The organism is Kiritimatiellales bacterium, from assembly GCA_041656295.1.
In the GTDB taxonomy this organism is placed as follows: Bacteria; Verrucomicrobiota; Kiritimatiellia; order Kiritimatiellales; family Tichowtungiaceae; genus Tichowtungia.
In genome coordinates this window covers 43,749-65,807 of record JBBADV010000001.1, presented here as the reverse complement: position 1 = coordinate 65,807, position 22,059 = coordinate 43,749, and the positions used below count along the sequence as shown (strand labels likewise).

The window sequence follows — 22,059 nt, the reverse complement described above, 5'->3', positions numbered from 1 at the left end:
GGTTGGAATGAGGCAGAATGCCTCTTCATTTGCATCCATTCGCGGTTTTAAAATATAATATATATGAAAAAATTGAGTCCATCTGAAGAATTGGAATTTCTGAAGGAAATCTACGAAGCGGATTTTGCGCGGATTTTTTCTGAGTTAAAGGATATGTTTGCAACGCTGCATACGCGGTCGCAAATGCTGCTCGGGCTGGCGACAATCTGTCTGACAATTACCGGATTTTCCGGCCCGCGCATCGCACAGTCGAGCGTATTCGGCGGAGTATTTATCGGACTTGGGTTGCTGCTCGTTCTGCTTTCGGTAACGGCAGTGATCGCCGGTCCGCTGCATTTGCGCTGGGCGAGCGCATGGCGCGCCGGAACGCCGGATGAAACAGTGATTGAACAGCTCCGGCGCCGGAATCAGAAAACCGCCTTGTATAAAACGGCCATGGTGCTATTAGTGGCGGGATTGTTTAATTACTTAATCAGTTTAATTTTATTTCTGATAACGATTGAATAAGGAGAATGCTGATGAAGATTAAAACTGCAGATGAGTGCCGTTACGATATTGTTTCTTTGGGTGAAGTGATGCTCCGGCTTGACCCGGGTGAAGGCCGCATTCGCACTGCGCGCGAATTCCGGGCGTGGGAAGGCGGCGGCGAATATAATGTAGCGCGCGGCTTGCGCCGGTGTTTCGGCAAACGTGCCGGTGTTGTAACAGCATTCGCAAAAAATGAAATCGGCTGGCTGATGGAGGATTTTATTCTGCAGGGCGGTGTGGATACGTCATTTATCAAATGGGTCGAGTATGACGGAATCGGACGCACAGTACGTAACGGAATTAATTTCACTGAACGCGGCTTCGGAATTCGCGGCGCGGTCGGCTGTTCCGATCGCGGCAACACCGCTGCGTCACAGTTGAAGCCCGGCGACATCGACTGGGAAACTCTGTTCGGCAAACTCGGCGTACGCTGGTTTCACACCGGTGGAATTTTTGCGGCGCTGTCGGAAACTACCGGCCCGCTGGTAATTGAAGCGGCGAAGATTGCCAAAAAATATGGAACAATGGTTTCGTACGATTTGAACTACCGTCCGTCGCTGTGGAAAGAGTTCGGCGGTCTGGAAAAATGCCGTGAAATCAACCGCGAAATTGCCCAATACGTTGATGTGATGATCGGCAACGAAGAAGACTACACCGCCTGTCTTGGTTTTGAAATTGAAGGCACCGATAAAAATCTGACCGATCTTGAACTCGGCGCTTTCCAAAACATGATCTCCCGCGCGGTAAAAGAATTTCCGAACTTTAAAGCAACGGGAACCACAATGCGCAGCGTAAAAACCGCCACCGTCAACGACTGGGGCGCCATGTGCTGGTACGATGGAAAATTCTATGCCGCCACACACCGCCCAAATCTTGAGATTCTTGACCGCGTCGGCGGCGGCGACAGTTTTGCGTCCGGTTTCATTTACGGACTGATGGAGCTCGGCGACCCGCAGCTTGCGGTGGAATACGGCGCGGCGCACGGCGCGCTGGCGATGACGACCCCGGGCGATACCACGATGGCATCGCTCGCGGAAGTGAAAAAACTGGTCGGCGGCGGCGGAGCAAGAGTGGATAGATAGTCGAAAGTCTAAATGTCGAAGGTCAAAAGTCGGGACCTTTGCCTTGCGACTTTCAGACCTTAAGACAAAGGAATAGTTATGTTAGAAGAACTTTTAAAACGTCCGGTCATTCCGGTGATTGTGATTGATGATGCGAACGATGCTGAACCGCTGGCGGAAGCGCTGTTAAAAGGCGGCATGGATGTGATCGAGGTGACGTGCCGCACCGCCGCCGCGCCGGAAGCACTGCGCCGGATTAAAAAAGCATTTCCGGAAATGCTCGTCGGCGCCGGCACGGTTGTCACGCCGGAGCAGGCGCAGATGTGTATCGACGCCGGCGTCAGCTTCGGGCTGGCGCCGGGATTGAATCCTGAAACGATCAAATTTTTCAATCAGCACCAAACGCTCTTCATTCCCGGTGTTATGACGCCATCGGAAATTGAAGCGGGGCTGGCGCTCGGTTGTAAAATGCTGAAGTTTTTCCCGGCGGGTGCGGCCGGCGGAACGAACATGCTGAAAAATATGGCGGCGCCGTATGTTTCGCTCGGCGTAAAATTCTGTCCGACCGGCGGCGTAAATCTTGATAATATGAACGAGTGGCTGGCGCTGCCGGTTGTCAGTGCGATCGGCGGAACATGGCTGGCAACGAAACAGCAGATTGCCGACAAGCAGTGGGATGTAATTACCGCTCAGGTTAAAGCAGCGGTCGCTAAAGCGGCAGAACTGTCATTTAAAAATCCGGCGTAAATTTCGCCGGTTTTATTCAAACGGAAATTTGTATTGCATTAATTGCTGTTCATCGCGCATGGCAATGAGCTGTTTTTGCAGTGCTTCATTCACCGGCACGCCTTTATCTTTGCGGTCAAGCCAGGCGAGGTGTTCTTTTTCTCCGCAGGTATAAATGCGTTCGGTGCCGGGGGCTTTTTCGGAAGCGCGGAGTTCGCGCATAATGTCACCGGACGTTTTTTTGAAGTCGGCCGGCTCACAAAAATGGCTGATATCGATTGCCATAAAAAAATGTCCAAGCGCATACGGTTGCGGCTTGCCGGCGCCGGTAAGCCCGCTGAGCTGTTTTAAAAATGAGCCCTGCTGGAGCGCGGCAGAAAGAAGTTCTACGACGGTGGCAAAGCCGTAACCTTTGTGTCCGCCGGTTTCTTCTAAAATTCCGCCGATCGGAGCCAGGGCGGCCGCGCCGGACACGAGGTCTTTGAGAATTTGAGCGGAATCAGTTTTAGTTTGTCCGTCGCGACCGATAATAAGTCCGGGCGGACACTCTTTACCTTCGCGTTCGTACTGTTCGATTTTTCCGCGCTGAATGATGGAGGTGGCGTAATCGTTCGTGAACGGAAACTCTTCGTCGGTTGGAACGCCGAATACCAGCGGATTGGTGCCGAGCATGTTTTCTACGCCGTGCGTCGGCGCGATGGACGGCCGTGCGTTGGTCCCGGTCATTCCGATCATATCGGCAGCACATGCCATCATAGGATAATATGCAGCAAAACCGTAATGCGTGGAGTTGCGCGCAACGACCATTCCGAGTCCGTATGCACGTGCTTTTTCAATGGCAAGTTCCATGCAGCGTTTGCTGATGACCATTCCCATACCGTGATGTCCATCGATCACTGCCGTGGCACCTTGATCACGGATGATTTCAATTTTTGAAACCGGCTGTTGAATTTTTTGTTTTACAATGCGGTCATAATAAACCGGTTTGAGACGACCGGTACCGTGGGAATCGATGCCGCGTTTATCGGAGGTGATTAACACATCAGCGCAAATTTTTGAGTCGTCTTCCGGTACGCCGACCGCCTTGAAAAGGTCGATCATAAACGACGCCATCATTTCAAAGGGGACATTGCAAATCACGTTATACCTCCACGACCGATTTGATAATTTTTTCGAACCGGCGCATACCGTCTTCGAGTGCATATTTTTTTGCTACAAGTTCCTGTGCATTTTTTGCGAGACGGCTGCTTAAATCTTTGTCGGTTAAAAGCCACTCGATGCTTTGTATGAACATTTTCGGTGTGTCGGCTACCATACAGTTTAAACCGGTTTGCGCGTCAATTCCTTCTATTCCGAGCGATGTTGAAACTACCGGCAGTCCACTGGCCATCGCTTCAAGAACTTTGATGCGTATCCCGGAACCGAGACGCACCGGCGACACAAAGATGGCGGCTTTACTGCGGAATGGACGCAAATCGGGTACTTCGCCGGTAACCACAATCTGCGAATCGGTTTGCGCCAGTTTTTTCACTACTTTTGACGGCGATGAGCCGACTATAAAAAACTTTAATTCAGGATGATTTTTTTTTAATTCCGGCCAGACGTGATTCACAAACCATTTGGCTCCGTCTTCATTTGCCGGATCCATCATGTAACCCGTCATTAAAACAATCTGCTGTTTTTCGAATGCCGGTGTATTTTTCAGATAATCGATATCCACACCGGACGGTGCAATGGACACTGCAAGATCCTGCGCATAATATTGCATAGTAAAACGGTCTTGCGGCGTTAAAACCAGCACGCGGTCGGCACTGCGGTACATATTAAATTCATACTGCCGGAGAATCCGCATTTGCGGCAGACTTTTATAATACAAACGCCAGTATACCTCGTGCATGTTCTGATATTTTTCATAAGAAGCCGTTAAACACCGGTGACATGACATAATTTTGTGTACCGCTGAAAGATATGGATTTTTATACAGATACTGTCCCATTTCAGAAAACTCTGAAATGACGACATCGTAACGGCCTTTTTCAACCACTTCGCCGGTTTTTTCCATCATTTCACGCGAAAACACTTTCCAGAATACCGCCGGACGTTCAAAAAACATTAGATAATCATGAAAGATACGCGTCCATATGTTCCGGTGCGGATGCGGAATCAGATGCAGTTCATCCAGCAGCGGACGCAGTGAGTCTATTTCCTCCGGTGTTTCGTCGGTGATAAATGAGATTAAGCCGACCCGATGTCCGGATTCTTTAAGATACCGGATGCGCTGATAAACAATCCTGTGCCCGCCGGCTACTTCAGCATAAGGATATTTTAAAGTGAGAAACAGGATTTTCATGAAATATTAAAATTTATTTTTTTTACTGCGGATCACGCGAATATCACTGGACAAGCCAGAATGCATGTCTGCATTAATCCACCAGCCTGCTCATGAGCTTCATAAATTCTTCAGGAGAATAGTCTCTTAATTCCTTTCCTTCTGCCTCAATGCAATTTTTTATTTTAACACAGATATTTCGGAGAATCTGATGCGTTTCACTGGAACCCAGATAAATATTAAATTTTTCTCCCTGAGTAATACGAATCTGTCCGTCACCATGATCAAATCCAACACCGAGTAACCCAATAACACGAATCTGCCCGCAACAGCTCATCTTTTTAACAGTTCCATCTTGAACTTCCCGGTGAACTCTGGCTTATTTTCCGTTTCTCCTGCCCGATGGTGTAACGGTAGCACAGCAGACTCTGAATCTGCTTGTCTAGGTTCAAATCCTAGTCGGGCAACCAAATAGTATTTCTAAAGTAAGCCTTTAAGATGGCAGATTTTTTCCCGTCAATCTATCCATTGTTTTTAAGAAATACGAATGGGCATCAGCACATACAGGAAGGGAACGCTGGTTTTAATGACGCTCGGACTGAGTTCATCCGACAGTTCAAAGAAAATTTCATCCGAATCTAAATGACGCAACGGCGCCTGCAAAAACCCGGGATTAAATGCAATAGAAATCTCTTTTCCTTCATATTTAACCGGAATTGTCTCACGCGCTTCGCCCACTTCCGGACTGTTTGTAACCAGTTCCAGTTTGTTTTTACTGAAATTCAACCGTACAGAAGCAGTTTGATCATCAGTTAACAAGGAGACGCGCCGGACAGCCATCAGCATTGTTTCGCGGTCGATCACAACGCGCTCTTCACATTGCGAAGGAATCACCTGCTGAAAATTAGGATAGGTTCCATCAATCAGTTTTGAAACAATCAGGATATTATCAAAATCAAACGCCGCCTGACTGCTGGAAACACGGATTTTTAAAACACCTTCATCACCGAGCGTTTTAATCAGCTCATTCAGTGTTTTAGTTGGAACCACGATTCCGGCTTCTGCGGCTTCAGGAAATTGAATTTCCTGTTCAACGAGTGCAAGACGGCGTCCATCAGTTGCTACAACGGCCAATTTTTCATCTTTAAAACTGAGCAGGGCTCCATTCAGGATATAGCGCGTTTCGTCTGTAGAGGCAGCATAAAGGACTTTCTGGAGCATACTTTTAAAAGTGTCTTGCTCTACTGTGTAAACCTGATGCTCTTCAAATTCCGGCAAGGGCGGAAAATCCTCTTCCGGAAGACCAACCAGCCTGAAGAACGCCGAGCCGCAGCGAATGGTAGCAACATCTTTTGCATCGACTTCAATTTCAACCTGTCCAGCAGGCAGTTCACGGCAGATACTGAAAAATTTACGTGCCGGCAGCGTTGTTCCGCCTTCTTCACTGATATCCGCCACGGCGCTCGTTTTCACACAGACTTCCATGTCCGTCGTTGTCAGTGAAATTTTATCACCATCGACTTTCAATAAAACATTCGAGAGAATCGGCAGGGTGCTGCGCTGTCCTACGATCGCTTGAACTTTTTGTAGCGCTTCAAGCAGAATATCTTTTTCAATTGAAAGCTTCATTAACAGACCTCCATAAGAATCTAATTATCTATTTTATTTAACTATCACTATTATATGTACTGTAAATAGTGCACGCCGTCATCCCATTTTTTTGTCTAACCGCTCTTTTATCCGGCATTTAGCCTTGTGGATATCTTTGTGTACAAAACTGATGAAAACCTGCTGGATTTTCGATAACTTAAACTTATTCTCTTTATGATCATTTTATCCACAGCTTTTCAACTAAGTTATCAATATAGAACAAACGTCTCGCTTGCTCTACATTCACCCTATCATTCCGGTCTTTTGCGCACTGTGACTGATGCGCTGCTTTAATAAGGAGATCATTTGACGCAGTTTAATATCTTCCGTCATGCGCTGTTCAACGACCTGGCAGGCATGCACGACAGTGGCATGATTACGTTCAAACGCATCACCAATGACCGGAAATGACTGATCCGTTAACTGACGCACAAGATACATCGCAACCTGACGCGGCCAGGCAATGTTGTTCGTGCGCTTGCGACTGATGAGATCGCTTAAGCGAATGTCATAATGCTCAGCCACCGCTTTCTGAACGCTTTCAGAGCTGATTGTCAACCGCTGTTCCTGGTCTAGCGTATCGCGCAAAAGATATTCGAGCTTTGAGCGGTCAATTGTCTGTCCGGTTAACGAAACGAATGATGCCACACGAATCAGCGCGCCCTCCAGCCGCCGGATGTTGGATGAAATCCGTTCAGCAAGGTAGAAAAGCAGATTCTGGTCAATTGAAAGATTCAGCTGATCACATTTTTTACTCAGAATAGCGACGCGCGTTTCAACATCCGGGCTTTCAAGTTCAACCACCAGACCCCACTCAAACCGCGAAACAAGCCGCGGTGTTAAACCGGCCAGCTCACCGGCCGGGCGGTCGGATGTCATTACAATCTGCTTATGATTTTCAAAAATTGCGTTGAACGTATGGAAAAATTCTTCCTGCATCCGTTCTTTTCGGGCGAGAAAATGGATATCATCAATCAGAAGTGCATCGCAGTTGCGGTATTTTTTACGGAATTTTGAAAGTTTATTCGATGTCAGTGCTTCAATGTATTCGTTTGTAAACGCTTCGCTGGTGGTATAACACACTGTTGTGCGCTGATTTTTAGTATAAATAAAATTTCCAATCGCCTGCATCAAATGTGTTTTGCCAAGTCCGACATCGCCGTGAATAAAAAGCGGATTATATGCGCGCGACGGCGACTGTGCCGAGGCAATCGCGGCGGCGTGTGCAAACTGGTTTGACGAACCGACCACAAACGAATCAAACGTATAGTTTTTATTCAGATTCGTTTCTGCCGGTTGAATCCGTTTTGACAGGATTGAGCGGTACTTTTCTCTTTTCTCTTCTGCCGGCGCTTCTGAAATCAGAGAATAATCCACGCCGAGCGTAATTTGCATTTCCTTACCGGCAACCGCCGTGAGAGCCTGACGGATTAAAGGAATATAATGTTCCTCGAGCCACGACTGGTAAAAGTCGTTTCCGACAACCAGCTGAATGTGGCCGTTCTCAATGCCGCGGCATTGAATCACCGCGATCCATTTCTCAAAAATTTCCGGCGAGAGCGTGTTTTCCAGGTGGCGGCACGCCTCATCCCAGAGCCTATTCTTGTCTCTATCCATAAAAATCTGCAGGTTCCCTGTAAAAATCGAGTCAACAAATATACAGAAGATATGCACAAGTTATCAACAGGGCAATGTTTCCTGTACTTTCGCGACGGTTTACAAACTAGTTGATTTATATCACATCACTCAAGAGGAAAGGCACAAACCAAACCAAAAAAGAGTACCGGTACAACATATAGACAAGCAAAAACAAATCAATACAAAATGGCGTTAACCAAAAGGAAAAGGAAGTTGAATAAAATGAATGTTTCTGTTGTAACTTCATTCTGAATATAAGGTTTACAAAAATGAAAAAACAAACTGCAGCGCAACTACTTATCAGCAGCGCACAAATGAGTGCCGATATTCGCTATTTGTGCGGCACTGAACCGCCGGAAGCGGCATTGCTCATTAAAACCGGACGCAATATTACACTCATCATATCCGAAATGGAATATAGCCGGATGAAACGCGCTGTAAAAACCGGTGTGCGCGTCGTCTATCCCGAACAGATCGGTTCAACCTGGAAGGCCGGCGCCGGCGACTGGATAAAAAAAACTTCCGGCGCAAGCCGGCTTACGGTGCCGTACGCATTTCCTGCCGGACTCGTAGAAAAACTCCGCACGGGGAAATACACGGTCGAAATACAAACCGCACCGATCTGCCCGCAGCGAGAAATAAAAACCGCCGACGAAATAACGGCGATACAAAACAGCCAGCGCGCCGCTGTTGCCGCCATGAACACCGCCGTTAATTTAATTCATACCGCCATACCGGATAACAATGGAATACTCAAAATCGGGGGGAAAATTTTAACCGCCAAAACCGTCCGCTGGGAAATCATCCAGATACTGCTCGACCGTGATTGCACCGCGAACGACACCATTGTCGCCGGCGGCAAACAATCCGCCGATCCGCATGAACGCGGCGACGGACCGCTCTATGCCGGTACACCCATCGTCATCGACATATTTCCGCGTTCCATCAAAACCGGCTACTGGGGTGACATTACCCGCACTGTCTGCCGCGGACCCGCCGCGCCGGAACTCAAAAAACTCTATAACGCTGTCCGCGCAGCGCAAACGATTGCTCTCAACGCCGTGTGTGCCGGTGCGTGGACCGATGATATGCACAACGCTGCTGCCAAAGAAATGCAGCGCCGCGGCTATAAAACCGGCGCCGTTAACGGAACACCGCAAGGATTTATACACGGACTCGGACATGGCGTCGGTCTCGAAATTCACGAAGCTCCGCGCGTTTCATCCGCCGTTCATCAAAAACTGCGCGCCGGGCAAATCATCACCATCGAGCCCGGACTTTATTATCCTGGACTCGGCGGCGTCCGCATTGAAGACACCGTCCTCGTCACTCAAACCGGGTGCAAAATTTTAGCGGCGTGTCCGAAAAAATTTGAACTAATGGGATGAACCGCTCCCACGGGCTGAAGCCCGCGGCTGCCGGTCCTCTGCATAATTATTCCGTAAAAGAAAGCCCGGCGCGGATCGCCCACTATTTGTGATAGCGAACGGCGTGTTGCAGGCGCTCAACCATTGCGGCGTCCGGTTTCCGGCACATGCCCGCATGAATTCAATGGCATCATCTGTATAAACATCCGAGCCGTAGCGAACGGGGTCAAACGGCATTGGTTCCGGCAACGAAAAAAACGAGCCCCATTTTTATCTGCCGTTCCGATAATCTTGAGTTCTTAATCTTCAACAATTTACACGTAAATAACGACCAATTTTCTGTCAATCATCTATGCCAGCCCCTTATTTTTTAGTGTAACCACGAATGGACACGAATTGTCGCGAATGTAAACTCAACACATAGCATTGACTCTACGAGTCAATCTCTCAGTCGATGCGCGAAAGAGTGCAAAAAATGAAGGCGCATTTCATACACGGTTGCATGGTGCTCTGGTTGAATGTTTCATGACGGCACGCTCTGGTCGAATAGTCATTTTACACGTTATTTAGACAGCACATTTTAAAAGCCTGTCATGGCCAGGCGGCTTACCAGTGCACAAAAATATAGAGACGGGGGAAAAAGTTTGAAATGCGTGCTAATGCGTCATCACCTGACTGTTTTCCAGTCGGTCGAGTTCTTCGCCGGTCAGGTTCGGTTTCAGGCTGAACACAAATTTATCAATCTGGTAAAACCGCTGCCGGATTTTGACGGTAAATTCAACCGTTTGATTCGGCTTTTGCACGGCGAAGCGGTTGGCGGAACGCTGTTTCAGCCATTGAAATGAATCGGAAATTTTATCGGTCTCGATATTAAATAATTTGAAGTCCACCGACGCCGGATCCACATCAAAACCATCTGAATGAAACGCACTGCGGTGAGCTGTTGTTGCGCCGAGCGCCCGAAAGTACAGGGTATAAAGTCCCGGTGTTGTAAACTGGATTTTATACGTTACATAAGCAGTGGATGATTCAGGTATCGGCGCGCCGCCTGTAACTGCCTTGATAGCGTTTCCATTACCGGCCAACGCATTCGGCACAACCTGCCATTCGGATATGACCGTTGCGGCAATATTTTTATCTTTTTCACTGACAGAAAAATCTTCGGCCTCAAACGCAACAAAGTCCGCTTTTTCCATCTGAATGATTTCCGAAATTCCGGCTGTAGAGAGCAGGGTGGCGGTAGAAATAATGAATGCAATTTTCATATGAACAACTTTCTGTTAATGGGTTACGTAAAGAGGGGGTTATTTGTCATCAGAACATTCGTAATAAAAATTAACAATTATTTAAAAGACCGTTTTTACAGGCGAATGTGCATACGCTGAACCGGTGTCCCATAAAGTTTTCAAGGTGTGCGCTGCGAGTTTCGGCTGGCGGCTTCTGGTGAAAACGCCTTTGCGGTTGAAGATCACGCGCGTGAGGGTTTGCCCAACCCGGAAGTCCGCGAAGTTCCATACATGTGCGCCGATAAACCACGGTTTCCGGCAAAGCGCTTCATATTGAACTTTGATGATTTTTGATTGAAATTCTTCACTGAACATAACTTCCGGAAGATGGTGTTTTCCGCTGACGGCATCGGCGCCGAATTCACTGAGAAGGATCGGTTTCTTAAATGTATCGTAAAAGTCCTGGAGTTTATCAAGAAGCGGCTCCAGTCCGTCCTCAATCCGGGCGGTATAGTCATACCAGCCATAATATTTATTAATACAAAGCACATCAAAAAGGTGTGCCATTGGATTGTCCGCCGGGTCAATATGCATGGCATAAGTTAACGGCCGGGATGTGTCGTGCCGGCGGACTGTTTTTATCAGTGTGTTATAAAAATGGAGGCAGGCATTTTTCTTTTTTTCATTGTCAAGACAGGCCGGTGAGTTCGGTTCATTGGCGAGCGACCACATGATGACTGACGGATGGTTGCGGTCGCGCTTGATGTGTTCTTCAGTAACAGCAACCGCTTTTTCAAGAATGTCTTCACGATAGAGGCGCGGGCCGAGTCCGACCAGCGGGTTTTCAGAGATTACTAAAATCCCATGCTCATCGGCAATGTCCAGCCATTCTTCCGCGTACGGGTAATGCGATGTACGGAATGAATTTGCGCCGACCCATTTCATCAAATCAAAATCTTTGATAATCAGCGGTAAATTAAGCCCTTTCCCAATAACATCGAAATCTTCGTGTTTGCCGAATCCTTTAAAATGGACAGGTTTACCGTTAAGCAGAAACTTGTTTCCAACCACCTCCACATTCCGGATTCCGAACCGGGTGCGGTAACAGTCAATTATTTCACCGTTTTCTTCCAGAATGATTGTTAGATTATAAAGATTTCCGCAACCGATATCCCATAGCTTCGGATTTTTTATCTTAAGTTTAATATCAGCGATTGCAGTATCTTTCAACGGTTCTGAAATTTCCTGCCCGTCAACAACAAGACGGACCGTCCCGGTAAACGGAGCGGCACATTGTATAAAGCAGGTAATGTTTGCCACATTGTTGCTGTGGGATGTTTGAATGTGAATGTCTGTCAGATAATTTTCTTGAACAGCATAAAGATAGACCGACCGGTGAATTCCAGAGAACGGGAAAAAATCATATGCAACCGGCGGGAACGAAGTGCTCCATCCAGTGCGTAAATCTTCTGTGCTCATTGTTGCCGGCGGAAGACTGTCAACATGCAGAGTTCCATCCGCCAGAACAGTGAGTCGATTCGGCTTCCCGAATTTTACGAGCTTCGTAATTTCAAACTCAAACGGCAGATGCGGGCCGGTGTGGCTTCCAACCCAAACTCCGTTTATCCATACATCGGCGTTTTGGCAGACGCTTCCGAGCCAGATAAAAATTTTCCGATGTTTCCATGATTCTGCGACAAAAAAATCTTTCTGATACCACCCTTCAGAAAAGTGATTATAAATATCCAGGTTCTGTTCATTCCAGCTTCCCGGGACGCCCAGTTTTCGAGGAGCCGGAAGACCGGTGAAAAATTTATATTCCCGGCCGGCTCCGTCAGATGTTTGGAAATCCCAGAATCCATCGAGGCTGTTTACTTCACGTATTTCATTCTGTTGAGGACGCAGCATTGCAGTTCCTTATAAGGTTTTAAATTAAGTTTTTACGATCATGGTTATTACAAGCATGGCTTATGCTGATTCCATAAATAAATCGTAATAATGTAGACAGTTGATTTCAAACCGAGCGAGTGGACTAAATCCTGCTGCTGTTTAAAAACATCCGGCAGTGCGCCGGTGCCGAAGCGGTGAAAAATATTCAGGTGAATCATTGTGCGCATTCCTTAATTTCCGGGAATTTTCCGGACGGAAAACAGTCGCCGGTTTTTCCCATCCACTGACTCAGCCGGTGCTCAAGGTCGCGCCGGATTTCCGCCAGTGCCGGATCATGGATCCGGTTACAGGCTTCCTGCGGGTCGAGATACAGATCGAAAAGTTCCGCCGCTTCACGGTTTTCATACCAGCCGATCTCTTCCATGATTTCTTTTAGCGGACCGTCGTGACGCAGCAGCGGGCCGGTTTCCGGGTGCCGGAGAACAAGCTTGTAGCGTTCGGTCCGGATTGCGCGCAGCGGATTGAGCGGCTCGTGATACGTCTGTTCCGTAAAAATTTCATCGTGCAGTTTTTCGGCATCACCGGTTATGAGCGGCAGCAGACTTTTTCCTTCCAGCCATGCCGGTTTTTCAGCGTCGAGAATTTCGCAGACGGTGGGATAGATATCGAGCTGTGAGACGAGCGGTTCAATCACTTTACCGCCGGAAAGTCCGCCGGGCCCGCGCAGCATCAGCATGACGCCGGTGCCTTGATCGGACAGCGTTTTTTTGCTGCCGGGAAATTCGATGCCATGATCGGTAGTGAGAATGACGAGCGTGTTTTCTGCAAGGCCGTATTGTTCCAGCGCATATAAAACGCGCCCCATATATTCATCCATAATATTCACGCCTTCGGCATAACTGCGCATATCCTGGCGGACTTCCGGCAGATCGGGCAGCCACGGCGGCGGCGCTGTATAGCGCCAGTCCAGTTTCTCCGGGTCATAGTAACGCGTTTTGCTGAATAGTGCAGATTTATCGTCGATGTTCATTTCCGGCCGCGCGCGATTGTTCCGGTGCGGTTCGTCAATGCCAACAGAAATGAAAAACGGACGATCCTGTCCCCGTTGTTTTTCGGCGAAAAACCGTTCTACATGATCGATTGTTTCCGGATAAAACTGTCCCGACGCTTCGCGGAAACCTGCATTTAAATCCCGCTGATATCCCAGCGGAGACATATCGGCGTGGTGTGCCTCGTGCTGAACACCGGCAAGTACGGTTTCGTAGCCGAGACGATTCAGGAAATGAACCAGGTGTTTATTGTAATCATCAAATATCCAGCCTTGTCCGGGCAGACCGAACATTCCAACCTGATGCGGATATTGCCCGGAGAGCAGGGCGGCGCGGCTTGGTCCGCAGGTTGGTGCCGCCGAAAACGCTTTGCGGAACAGTACGCTCTGTTTCGCAAATCTCATTAGATGCGGCGTTTCTACCGGAACGCCGTACGGCTGCACCCAGCGTCCTGCATCGTGCGCGTGCAGATAAAGAATGTTGATGGACGGGTTTTTTATTTTTTTACTCATATTATTTTTCTACCGGAACAATTTCTATTTCCTGAACAGAGTTCCAGCCGTTGATGTTGTTTCCGTTACCTATCAGACGGACAAAGCGCGCCGGCACCGGATTGAATGAATATTTTTCGAACCCGGCGGTTTTGCCGTCGCTTTCGCCGTTAAAAATTTCTTTCCACGAACTTCCGTCCCGCGAAGTTTCCAGTGAAAAAAATGCTTTCCGGCGCGCACCGTTCTGCCAGGCGATTTTTACCGCCGTGATTTCTGTGGTTTTGCCGAGATCAATCGTCAGTATTGCGCCGATGCCTTCGCCGGCCCAGTAGGTTTTTAAGTCCCCGTCGGCGGCGTATTGCGCTTCCTGTCCAGTACTGCTCCGGTCGGCGGAAATCTGTTCATACCAGAGATATGTGTTGCGTTCAGCCGGATACGGTTTAAGCAAAACAACGTTCTGGCTTTCTTTGATGTACTGCCGTTTTAAAAACGACGCAAGCGCCGGCAGCGGCAGCATTGTTTCCGGCGCGCCGGAGTTTTCCGGCAGAGTAAATGCTTCGCCATTTAAAAAATATTCCGGCGCGCCGGCTTTATAATTCAGCATGCGGCTTCCCGTTCCGGCAGAAAATTCTCTGCCATTCCACGCCGCATCGACCCCGGCGGCTATCAGAATGTTTTCCGGCGCGGTCCACAGCGTTCCGTCGTTCTGTTCATGTAACGAGGTTTGCAGCAGCGCGTTGTCAAGATAAACGCGGTTGTCGGTCATGCTGTGATTTTCCGGCGTCAGCGCCGCTAAATCCGGCGCCGGAATTTCTGCACAGTCTGCCGGCAGGCTGCGCGAAACGGCGTAGTTACCGGAGTTTCCAATCCAGAACAGAGTATCGGAATTTTCATCGATACAATGCTTGATTGCGGTACCGCTGTTGGCGCCGGAAACAAACCAGTCTCCGGTTTTCAGGCCGGTAATTAAAAACCATGTGTTGCCGGATTCTGCCGGAAAAGAAACGGCGAAATCATTCTCAACCGGTTTATTTCCATCCGGAAACAGCACATACCAGTTTTCAATTTTTGCGCCGGTAAATCCGGGTGTCGAAATTTTTTCGACGGGCAGGGGCGCGCCGAAGTCTGCATCCATAATCTGCATCACATTCAGGAAACGGTCGAGTTTCGCCGGTGTCACCGGCGACATCATCAGCCGCCAGCCCTGTGAAAATGAATCGCTGTTTGCATTGGGGATTGTCTGTCCGAAAACGGTGTGCGTCCCTGTTTCACCGCCGGTATTTTCCATTGTAAGATTCCCTGCGCTGGGCAGCAGCGTTGAACAGAAAACTTTTCCGGAGCAGCTGTTGCGCCGGTTTGTAACGGTGAAACCGTCCGCACGGATTTCCGCCGGGTCAAAACTCTGGAACAGCCAGTATTTTTTATGATCCGGATTGGCGGTCTCCATGCGGTCATACACCAGCAGCGCCGCCGGCAGTCCCGGGCGGTTCAGGTTCAGGGTGACGAAGCGCCGCTGATAGGGTTCAATTTTTTTGCTGTATGCTTCCGTCAAATCAACACTCATCGTGCTATAAAACGGACGTTGTTTGTTCGGCCCGAAATCATGCGCCAGCATCCGTCCATTGCGATAATCCGCCAGCAGCGATTCATACGTTTGCGGTTCTTTGGCGTAGTTCAGCAAAGCCTGTCCGCCGTCATTGCCGCCTTTCGGGAATGTTTCGTCCGGGTCATACGCCAGCATGACGTTATGCGCGATGGAGCGGTTGTTAATGCTCCAGTTATATGCCGAGCTGTAACTGCCGCCGCCGTAAATCCCGGTATCAATCGCCAGATGGCCTTTATAATAAATCTGAAAATGTCCGGCATCGACATGATCATGATTACCGAAAAAATATCCGGCGCCGTTCATTTTTATAACGGCACTTTCACTGTCGCTTCCAAAATCCCAGCCGGTACGCACAACCATGCCGCCGAGCGGTTCTGCGAAATATCGCGTCAGTGGCAAATCTGAAAATCCGGTAGCGGTTTCTGCCGCCGGGTCATAAAACAATAGGAAATCAATTGATTTGGTTCGCGCTAATATCGTAACAGAAAGACGCTGCGCCAGATAACGTACATACGGATCATTATAATAATTGGATTCCAGTAGAGCCCGATTTTGAACATTAAACAAGCTTTTGGCCTTCGCGCTGTCACCATCAATAAATATTCTATTATCCGGACACAACGTATAGATCCATTCATACGGGACAAACTGCTGTTCTCTGCTGTAGACATGAGTTCCGTTCATGCGCCCAAAAAGCCATGCCGAGTACATTTCCCAGTGAAACCGGTATGGACCGTAATGACTTCCCTGATGATGCCGGTGTGACTGATAAAAAAAGTTGCGCGGCGGAACCATACGGTTGAAAAACCGGTCGGCACAAATGTTATAAAATTCCGGTTCTTCATCATACAATGCTATTCCGGCCGACAGCAGGTCGCGCAGTAATTGTGCTTCGCCGGCGTGTCCGGTGATGTCACTCTGCTTCTCCGGCGGCCAGCCGATTTCCATAACCGCCGCATTTGTTTTTATCCCCGCGATAAGAGCCGTTTTATCAGCACTCGTAAGCAGGGGGTAGCACCAGTCATATACCAGTGCAGTACAGAAAATGGCATAGCCGTGGGCACGGGTGACGGCTTTTGCTTCCGAAAAAACAACATCATTATGGAATGCACGGATATTTTTAATTGCTGCCAGGCCGTTGATCGAATCCTGTTCAATCGCATACCGCATCGCCTGTGCTGAGATTTGCGTCAACACTGCTTCATTGTAAGCGCCGTCCAAAAGCAGAATATCTGCGCCGTCTGGTGAGGTCATTTCGGTAATCTGTTGCCACGCCGTCGCAAATAGGTCATCACCATGAATCCATTGCTTTAATGCATCGCAGCGTTCTTCTGTCAGCAGGAGGCGGGGATGTGCGTTTGCAGGGACAACGGGAATGCCATCATTTTTTTGCGTATCCGCCGGTATGATGCAAACCATATAGCCCAGCGTTATGCACAATGTTCCTAACTTATAAAAAAACATAAATCATTCCCCTGTTCTGATGCTCAGCTGAATTCGTAACATACGGTAACGTTTCGACAATCGGGTATTCGTTTTAACTGTAAAATACACGTTAAAATTCGAAGCATGATTTGTGAAAGGACTTTGTTATGAAGCGGCAAGAATCAACCTTACCGGAAATTTTTACTGGTTTCTAATGGTCGGCCCCGGGACCCAGTCGGGGTCGATCGTTATGGTACGTGGCGATACCGGAATGCCTTTTTCGTTCTGGTTAATCATACTGCAGACCAATTCGACCGCGATACGTCCAACTTCTTCCGGGCGGCCATCGGCATGAGCTATTGGATAATTTCTGTGAATTCCAAACGGACAGGCGAAACCGATATCGTCCGGGATGCGGTAACCCAGCTTTTCCAGTTGCAGCTGAATGCGGTGCCGTGCACCGATGATTGCATCAAATTTATATCGCTCTATCCATTGTTTTAATTTGACTGGATTTAAATCGAAATCGCGAAAAATTTTCGGAAGTTTTCGCGATTTCGATATCATTTCCCAAGAGGCACAATAGGCACCGGAATAGCGGTTTTGAGTGCGGGTGTCCTGATCGTCAAAAATGATCAGTCCGGGGCGTCGGTAACCGGCGGCCTGCAGTTTTTTCATACAAATCAGCATCGCTTTGAATGTTTCAGTGGCGACGACATTGAAACGCGGTGCTCTCAGTGAAAAGCCATAGGTCACCACGCTGAATTCCGACCAGTCGAATCCTTCAATTACGGTGTTCGATTTTTCCTGCGGCCCAAGGATCAGCCCCTGAATGCCGCGTGCACGTAACACATCCGCCGCGCGCTGAGGGGAAAGCTCCGGTGCCCTCAGCCAGAACTCTTCCACTTTATATCCAAGTGTTGTCGCGCCGGCAGTTGCGCCTGCAAAAATTTTCTGATGATGGGTTTTGCCACGCACCACGGATGGTTTTGTGGAGTTATTTATATAAGCGATCACGCCGGTAAAATTCTTTTTCTGTTTGCCGGTGCGATAGGTGGCCAGAGCTTGCAGTGCAGGGTCAGGCATGAATCCAAGTTTTTTTGCAATGGCTTGAACATTTTCACGCGTTTCAGCGGAAAGGCGCGGCGAGTTGCGCAGCGCCAGCGATACCGTCATGACACTGACGCCCGCTTCTGTTGCAATATCGCGCATAGAAATACGTTTTGAGTTCATCGTTTGCCATTCGGGATTATCTGCTCAGTGATCAGTGTTTTCATAAAGTCTAATATCTTTCTTTGCAACGAAATTAAAATCTCCGGCGGTTTGAATGCTGGCAATATTCCGGAAGAGGTTAAATATGTAAATAAAATAACGTGTTTTACAATTAAAACAACATGGCGCTTCACGGAATAAGTTGAAAATCTAAACTGGCACATAGCTAGAAAGGAATGTTTGATTAGATGAGGGAATCGGAATTCGCACAATAAAGAAAATTAAATTTATTACGCGTGAATAAAAAATCATGGATTCAAGTTTCAGCATTCAATCAACTTTAAATCCGCCGGCATGGTGCCGGCAGGGATAAAACAGGAAAGGACATAGAAATGAAGAAGATAGGATTGGGAATAATTATATTATACTCGGCAGCGATTGCGCTGGCAGACGTTGTAATTGTGCCGTTTGAGGCAGATTTTACAAAAATGGATCCTCAAACAAATGCCGCTGTATTTACTGTCCTCCCTCATGCGGATATCACATTAACCTCAACGTCAACGGGTCTCACAGCAACTACGACGAGCAAACAAAGTTTTGCAATTGCCGTGGACACATCCGGCGCATCCTTGGATGCAAAAGGATTTACAATAGAAGCAACATTTTTTGGCAATCAAGCTTCACAACATCAAATGCGATTGTTTGCCTTAGGCGACAATTTGACCGTTAACGGTGGATCAGTCGGATATCAGGCCAGACTTACTAAAGATATATTATATATATTGAACGGTGCAACCGAAGTTGCCCAATTTACGTGGGATGGAGGGGCCGCCATTAGAAAGACAACACAATTTGATCTTAGCCTGACCGGAACATACGACGCATCCGGCAGCCTGACCCTCTCTTTTACAGCCAAGTGCGGTGAATTAAGTGAAACACTGGTGTGGACCGATACGAATCCGGCCACGCCGACTGGAGATTATTTCGGAGTCAGTGGGCGGTTTTTCAATACGGATGAAGATCTTACAATTTCCGGGTTTTCGGTTGTTCCGGAACCATCATCCGTAACATTATTACTGTTTAGCAGTACCGCATCGCTTTTTATCCGGCGGGCGATGCGCTAAAACTGTAACAAGAACAGTTATCCCCGCGTTTCGACGGATCGTTGCGCGGGGTTTTTTATAGGTGTAAAAACAGCCGGTTTTACAATTAAAGCAGGCGCGTGCTTCCGTTGCCGGAAAAGTTTCATCACCATCAGAAAATAATATGCAGCATTTAAGAAACAGTCTTAAAAAATTGTGGGGCAGAATTGTCACTCCCGTTGGTCGTTGCTTTCGCGAGCAAAAGCCTCTCTTCGAGTCCTGTCTGCCATTTATGCACCGGAATGGGCAGACAGGAATGTCTGCCCCGCTGATTTTCTTCATTCTCTTTGCCGGCGCGGCATTCGGCATGTCGCGCGCGCCGGGAAAAGTGATTGCGGAGACGTTCGATGCGTCGTGGACAAACCGCTGGGCGGTTGAGGGCGACAGTGTTGTTACGGCGGCGGACGGACAGATCAAGGTTGAAAAAAAATTTCCGGAACAGGTGAATACGGCGACGATCTGGCTGAAGCAGAAGATTCCGGCGGATTTTGTGATTGAGCTGACGGCAGAGGTGTTTGAAACAGAGGCGCCGAACGCGGCGAATTTGAATCTGATTTTCAGCGCGCACGAAGCGGACGATTCGCCGGTGCAGTTTACCCGTTCCGGCGATTATCCGGAATATCATAAATTTCCGAATTATATTTTTACGCTGGTCGGCGGCATTCGGCCCGGCCATTCGCGCGTCCGGAGAAATCCGGGATTCAACCTGCTGAGCGACCGGCAGGATATCCGTTCTGAACCGGGACGTGTGTATCGTATTAAAGTCGTCTGCAACGCCGGCCGCATTCAGGCGTTTGTCGATGACATCTACCTTCATGATGTGATTGATCCGCAGCCGCTGCCGGGCGGCCGGCTGGCGCTGCGCACCTGGAATTCGACAGTTGCGTGGCGGGATATAAAAATCCGGCCGTTGAATGGAAATGAAAAAGGAGAAACACTATGTCCTTAACACAGCCGGGAATTATTGAATACATTGTAATTTTCACCTATTTTATCATGCTGCTGGCTGTCGGTTGGGTGATGCGCAAGCTGAACTCTGATGCCAGCGACTATTTCCGCAACGGCTGCCGCGGCACGTGGTATCTGGTCGGCGCCAGTGCATTTATGACGATGTTCAGTGCGTGGACATTTACCGGCGCCGCCGGAGTGGCCTTTGAAAGCGGCTGGTCTGTTGCCATCATTTACATTGCCAATACTATCGGGTTTCTTCTGAACTTTCTTTTTATTGCTCCATGGTTCAGGCAACTGCGGTCCATTACAGCACCGGAAATTATCCGCAAGCGTTTTGATGTTGGGACACAGCAGTTTTACGCCGGCTTCTCCGTCATCACGCAACTGTTGGTCGGCGCACTTCATTTATACGGCCTCGCACTCTTCAGTTCCGCGATTTTCGGATTTGAAATTTACAGCATTATCATTGTTATCGGGCTCGTTGTGCTTTTTTATTCACTAACCGGCGGCAGCTGGGCGGTGATGGCAACGGATTTTCTGCAGGGATTAATACTGGTTCCAATGACGTTATTAGTCTGCTTCCTCTGTCTGCAAAAAACCGGCGGTTTTGGCGGATTCTTAAATATGATTAACGCACAGGGGAGGGGCTCGCGCCGGATTTCCAGATTATCAACCCGCCAGGGCGATTTACGGCCTCGCAGTTCACCTGGATGTGGGCGATTGCCATGCTGCTGAAAACTGCAGTCAGTAGTAACTCGATGCAATCGGCGCCGCGCTACTTTGCTGTAAAAGACGGCCGCGAAGCGCGCAAAGCGGCGCTGTTTGCAGCTGTTTTAATGGCGCTAGGCGCAATTATCTGGGTGATTCCGCCGATGGCGGCGCGGCTGCTGATTGCCGATCAGGTGATGGCGGTGAATATTGCCAAGCCGGCGGAAGCGTCATTCGCGTTAATCAGCCATGCGCTGCTGCCGAACGGGATGGTCGGCTTAATGGTGGTTGCCATTTTTGCGGCGACGATGAGTTCGATGGATACGGGGCTGAATCGTAACGCCGGAATTGTGACGGAAGATATTTATCCTGCGATCTGCCGTCTTTTAAAAAAAGAGCCAATGAGCATGGTCCGGCGATTACGGCTCGGACAGTTCGCTTCCTTTTGCTTCGGTATAGCAATTATCGGGCTCGCTCTCTATTTCGCCGGTCAAGATGGCAAAGGGATCTTTGAATTCATGCTGAACATCGGCGCCATGCTCGGCATTCCGCTGACGGTTCCGATGATGCTCTGCCTGTTCTTCCGTCGCGTGCCGCGCTGGGCAGCAATTGCATCCGTGGTTGCCGCCTTGATTCCGTCGGCGCTCGGTTTTTATAAAATCAGTGTGTTCGGGCTGACCTGGAATTTTCAGCAGCAGGTTTTCGTTAATATCGCCGTTGGGAGCATTGTGTTTTTTGCAACGGCTCCGTTCTGGAAAAAAGAAACACCGGACTATCAAGCACAGGTGGATGAATTTTTTACGGTCATGCACACGCCGGTTGATTTTGAGAAAGAAGTCGGCAAAGCGAACGACGGTATGCAGCTTCGTCTGCTCGGAGGATTTGGAATGGTCATTGCCGGATTTATTGCGCTGCTGGTATTCGTGCCGAACCCGTCGGCCGGACGCCTCGCCATTCTTATTGTGGCCGCATTCATTGGAATTGTTTCCGGATTAATGCTGCGCGGCGCGCGGCGCAATGCCCGCAACGCAACAAACTCTTAACTCCAAACTCTGAACGC

At 48.7% G+C, this 22,059-nt stretch carries 19 protein-coding genes and 1 tRNA gene; 9 read left to right on the top strand and 11 right to left on the bottom strand.

The annotated features are described in order from the left end of the window. The first annotated feature begins 63 nt into the window (after nt 1-63). The 3 genes from WC959_00275 (at nt 64) to eda (ending at nt 2,336) form a co-directional block, all read left to right on the top strand. Nucleotides 64-507 carry a hypothetical protein gene (locus WC959_00275; protein MFA5687581.1) on the top strand — a complete coding sequence of 148 codons (444 nt, stop codon included), beginning with the start codon at nt 64-66 and terminating at the stop codon, nt 505-507. Between the two features lie 11 nt (nt 508-518). Continuing rightward, nucleotides 519-1,610: a sugar kinase gene (locus WC959_00270; GenBank protein MFA5687580.1), complete on the top strand. Its 1,092-nt coding sequence runs from the start codon at nt 519-521 to the stop codon at nt 1,608-1,610. Nucleotides 1,611-1,688: 78 nt separating this feature from the next. Then, a complete protein-coding gene (gene eda / locus WC959_00265) occupies nt 1,689-2,336 on the top strand; it encodes a bifunctional 4-hydroxy-2-oxoglutarate aldolase/2-dehydro-3-deoxy-phosphogluconate aldolase (protein MFA5687579.1) in 648 nt (215 codons plus the stop codon). Nucleotides 2,337-2,348: 12 nt separating this feature from the next. On the opposite strand, the gene WC959_00260 is transcribed toward eda, so the two are convergent. From WC959_00260 to WC959_00250, 3 genes are all read right to left on the bottom strand, one after another. After that, entirely contained in the window at nt 2,349-3,455 is a 1,107-nt protein-coding gene (locus WC959_00260) for an Ldh family oxidoreductase (GenBank protein MFA5687578.1), read from the bottom strand. A gap of 1 nt (nt 3,456) precedes the next feature. Further along, nucleotides 3,457-4,665 (bottom strand): glycosyltransferase family 4 protein, encoded by a 1,209-nt coding sequence (locus tag WC959_00255; protein MFA5687577.1) that lies wholly within the window; start codon nt 4,663-4,665, stop codon nt 3,457-3,459. A 73-nt stretch (nt 4,666-4,738) separates the two neighbouring features. Continuing rightward, nucleotides 4,739-4,981: a hypothetical protein gene (locus WC959_00250; GenBank protein ID MFA5687576.1), complete on the bottom strand. Its 243-nt coding sequence runs from the start codon at nt 4,979-4,981 to the stop codon at nt 4,739-4,741. A gap of 59 nt (nt 4,982-5,040) precedes the next feature. On the opposite strand from WC959_00250, the gene WC959_00245 reads away from it, so the two are divergent. Continuing rightward, a tRNA-Gln gene (locus WC959_00245) sits at nt 5,041-5,114 on the top strand. Nucleotides 5,115-5,178: 64 nt separating this feature from the next. On the opposite strand, the gene dnaN is transcribed toward WC959_00245, so the two are convergent. Beyond that, nucleotides 5,179-6,273, bottom strand: a complete 1,095-nt coding sequence (dnaN, locus tag WC959_00240) for a DNA polymerase III subunit beta (GenBank protein ID MFA5687575.1) — start codon at nt 6,271-6,273, stop codon at nt 5,179-5,181. Nucleotides 6,274-6,537: 264 nt separating this feature from the next. Continuing rightward, nucleotides 6,538-7,911, bottom strand: a complete 1,374-nt coding sequence (gene dnaA, locus WC959_00235; GenBank protein MFA5687574.1) for a chromosomal replication initiator protein DnaA — start codon at nt 7,909-7,911, stop codon at nt 6,538-6,540. Nucleotides 7,912-8,201: 290 nt separating this feature from the next. On the opposite strand from dnaA, the gene WC959_00230 reads away from it, so the two are divergent. Beyond that, the gene (locus WC959_00230) at nt 8,202-9,320 is read left to right on the top strand and encodes a Xaa-Pro peptidase family protein (GenBank protein ID MFA5687573.1); all 1,119 of its coding nucleotides are present in this window, start codon (nt 8,202-8,204) and stop codon (nt 9,318-9,320) included. 635 nt (nt 9,321-9,955) lie between these two features. Here the strand turns inward: WC959_00230 and WC959_00225 are convergent. The 6 genes from WC959_00225 to WC959_00200 all read right to left on the bottom strand — a co-directional run bounded on the left by WC959_00225 (nt 9,956) and on the right by WC959_00200 (nt 18,219). Further along, nucleotides 9,956-10,564 carry a hypothetical protein gene (locus WC959_00225; protein MFA5687572.1) on the bottom strand — a complete coding sequence of 203 codons (609 nt, stop codon included), beginning with the start codon at nt 10,562-10,564 and terminating at the stop codon, nt 9,956-9,958. An 81-nt stretch (nt 10,565-10,645) separates the two neighbouring features. Then, a complete protein-coding gene (locus tag WC959_00220; protein ID MFA5687571.1) occupies nt 10,646-12,433 on the bottom strand; it encodes a glycoside hydrolase family 2 TIM barrel-domain containing protein in 1,788 nt (595 codons plus the stop codon). A gap of 47 nt (nt 12,434-12,480) precedes the next feature. Then, the gene (locus tag WC959_00215; GenBank protein MFA5687570.1) at nt 12,481-12,642 is read right to left on the bottom strand and encodes a hypothetical protein; all 162 of its coding nucleotides are present in this window, start codon (nt 12,640-12,642) and stop codon (nt 12,481-12,483) included. Then, the gene (locus tag WC959_00210) at nt 12,630-13,976 is read right to left on the bottom strand and encodes a sulfatase (protein ID MFA5687569.1); all 1,347 of its coding nucleotides are present in this window, start codon (nt 13,974-13,976) and stop codon (nt 12,630-12,632) included. Before WC959_00210 ends, WC959_00215 begins: the two co-directional genes overlap by 13 nt. Nucleotide 13,977: 1 nt before the next feature. Further along, complete coding sequence (locus WC959_00205) at nt 13,978-17,025, bottom strand: discoidin domain-containing protein (GenBank protein ID MFA5687568.1); 3,048 nt, start codon at nt 17,023-17,025, stop codon at nt 13,978-13,980. Nucleotides 17,026-17,187: 162 nt separating this feature from the next. After that, nucleotides 17,188-18,219 carry a LacI family DNA-binding transcriptional regulator gene (locus WC959_00200; protein ID MFA5687567.1) on the bottom strand — a complete coding sequence of 344 codons (1,032 nt, stop codon included), beginning with the start codon at nt 18,217-18,219 and terminating at the stop codon, nt 17,188-17,190. Nucleotides 18,220-18,590: 371 nt separating this feature from the next. Here WC959_00200 and WC959_00195 point away from each other — a divergent pair, with 371 nt between their 5' ends. The 4 genes from WC959_00195 to WC959_00180 all read left to right on the top strand — a co-directional run bounded on the left by WC959_00195 (nt 18,591) and on the right by WC959_00180 (nt 22,042). Next, the gene (locus WC959_00195; GenBank protein ID MFA5687566.1) at nt 18,591-19,322 is read left to right on the top strand and encodes a hypothetical protein; all 732 of its coding nucleotides are present in this window, start codon (nt 18,591-18,593) and stop codon (nt 19,320-19,322) included. A 274-nt stretch (nt 19,323-19,596) separates the two neighbouring features. Beyond that, complete coding sequence (locus WC959_00190; protein ID MFA5687565.1) at nt 19,597-20,289, top strand: DUF6250 domain-containing protein; 693 nt, start codon at nt 19,597-19,599, stop codon at nt 20,287-20,289. Beyond that, complete coding sequence (locus tag WC959_00185) at nt 20,280-21,026, top strand: hypothetical protein (GenBank protein MFA5687564.1); 747 nt, start codon at nt 20,280-20,282, stop codon at nt 21,024-21,026. The genes WC959_00190 and WC959_00185 overlap by 10 nt, the downstream gene beginning before the upstream one ends. After that, the gene (locus tag WC959_00180; protein ID MFA5687563.1) at nt 21,017-22,042 is read left to right on the top strand and encodes a hypothetical protein; all 1,026 of its coding nucleotides are present in this window, start codon (nt 21,017-21,019) and stop codon (nt 22,040-22,042) included. Before WC959_00185 ends, WC959_00180 begins: the two co-directional genes overlap by 10 nt. The last annotated feature ends 17 nt before the right edge of the window (nt 22,043-22,059 follow it).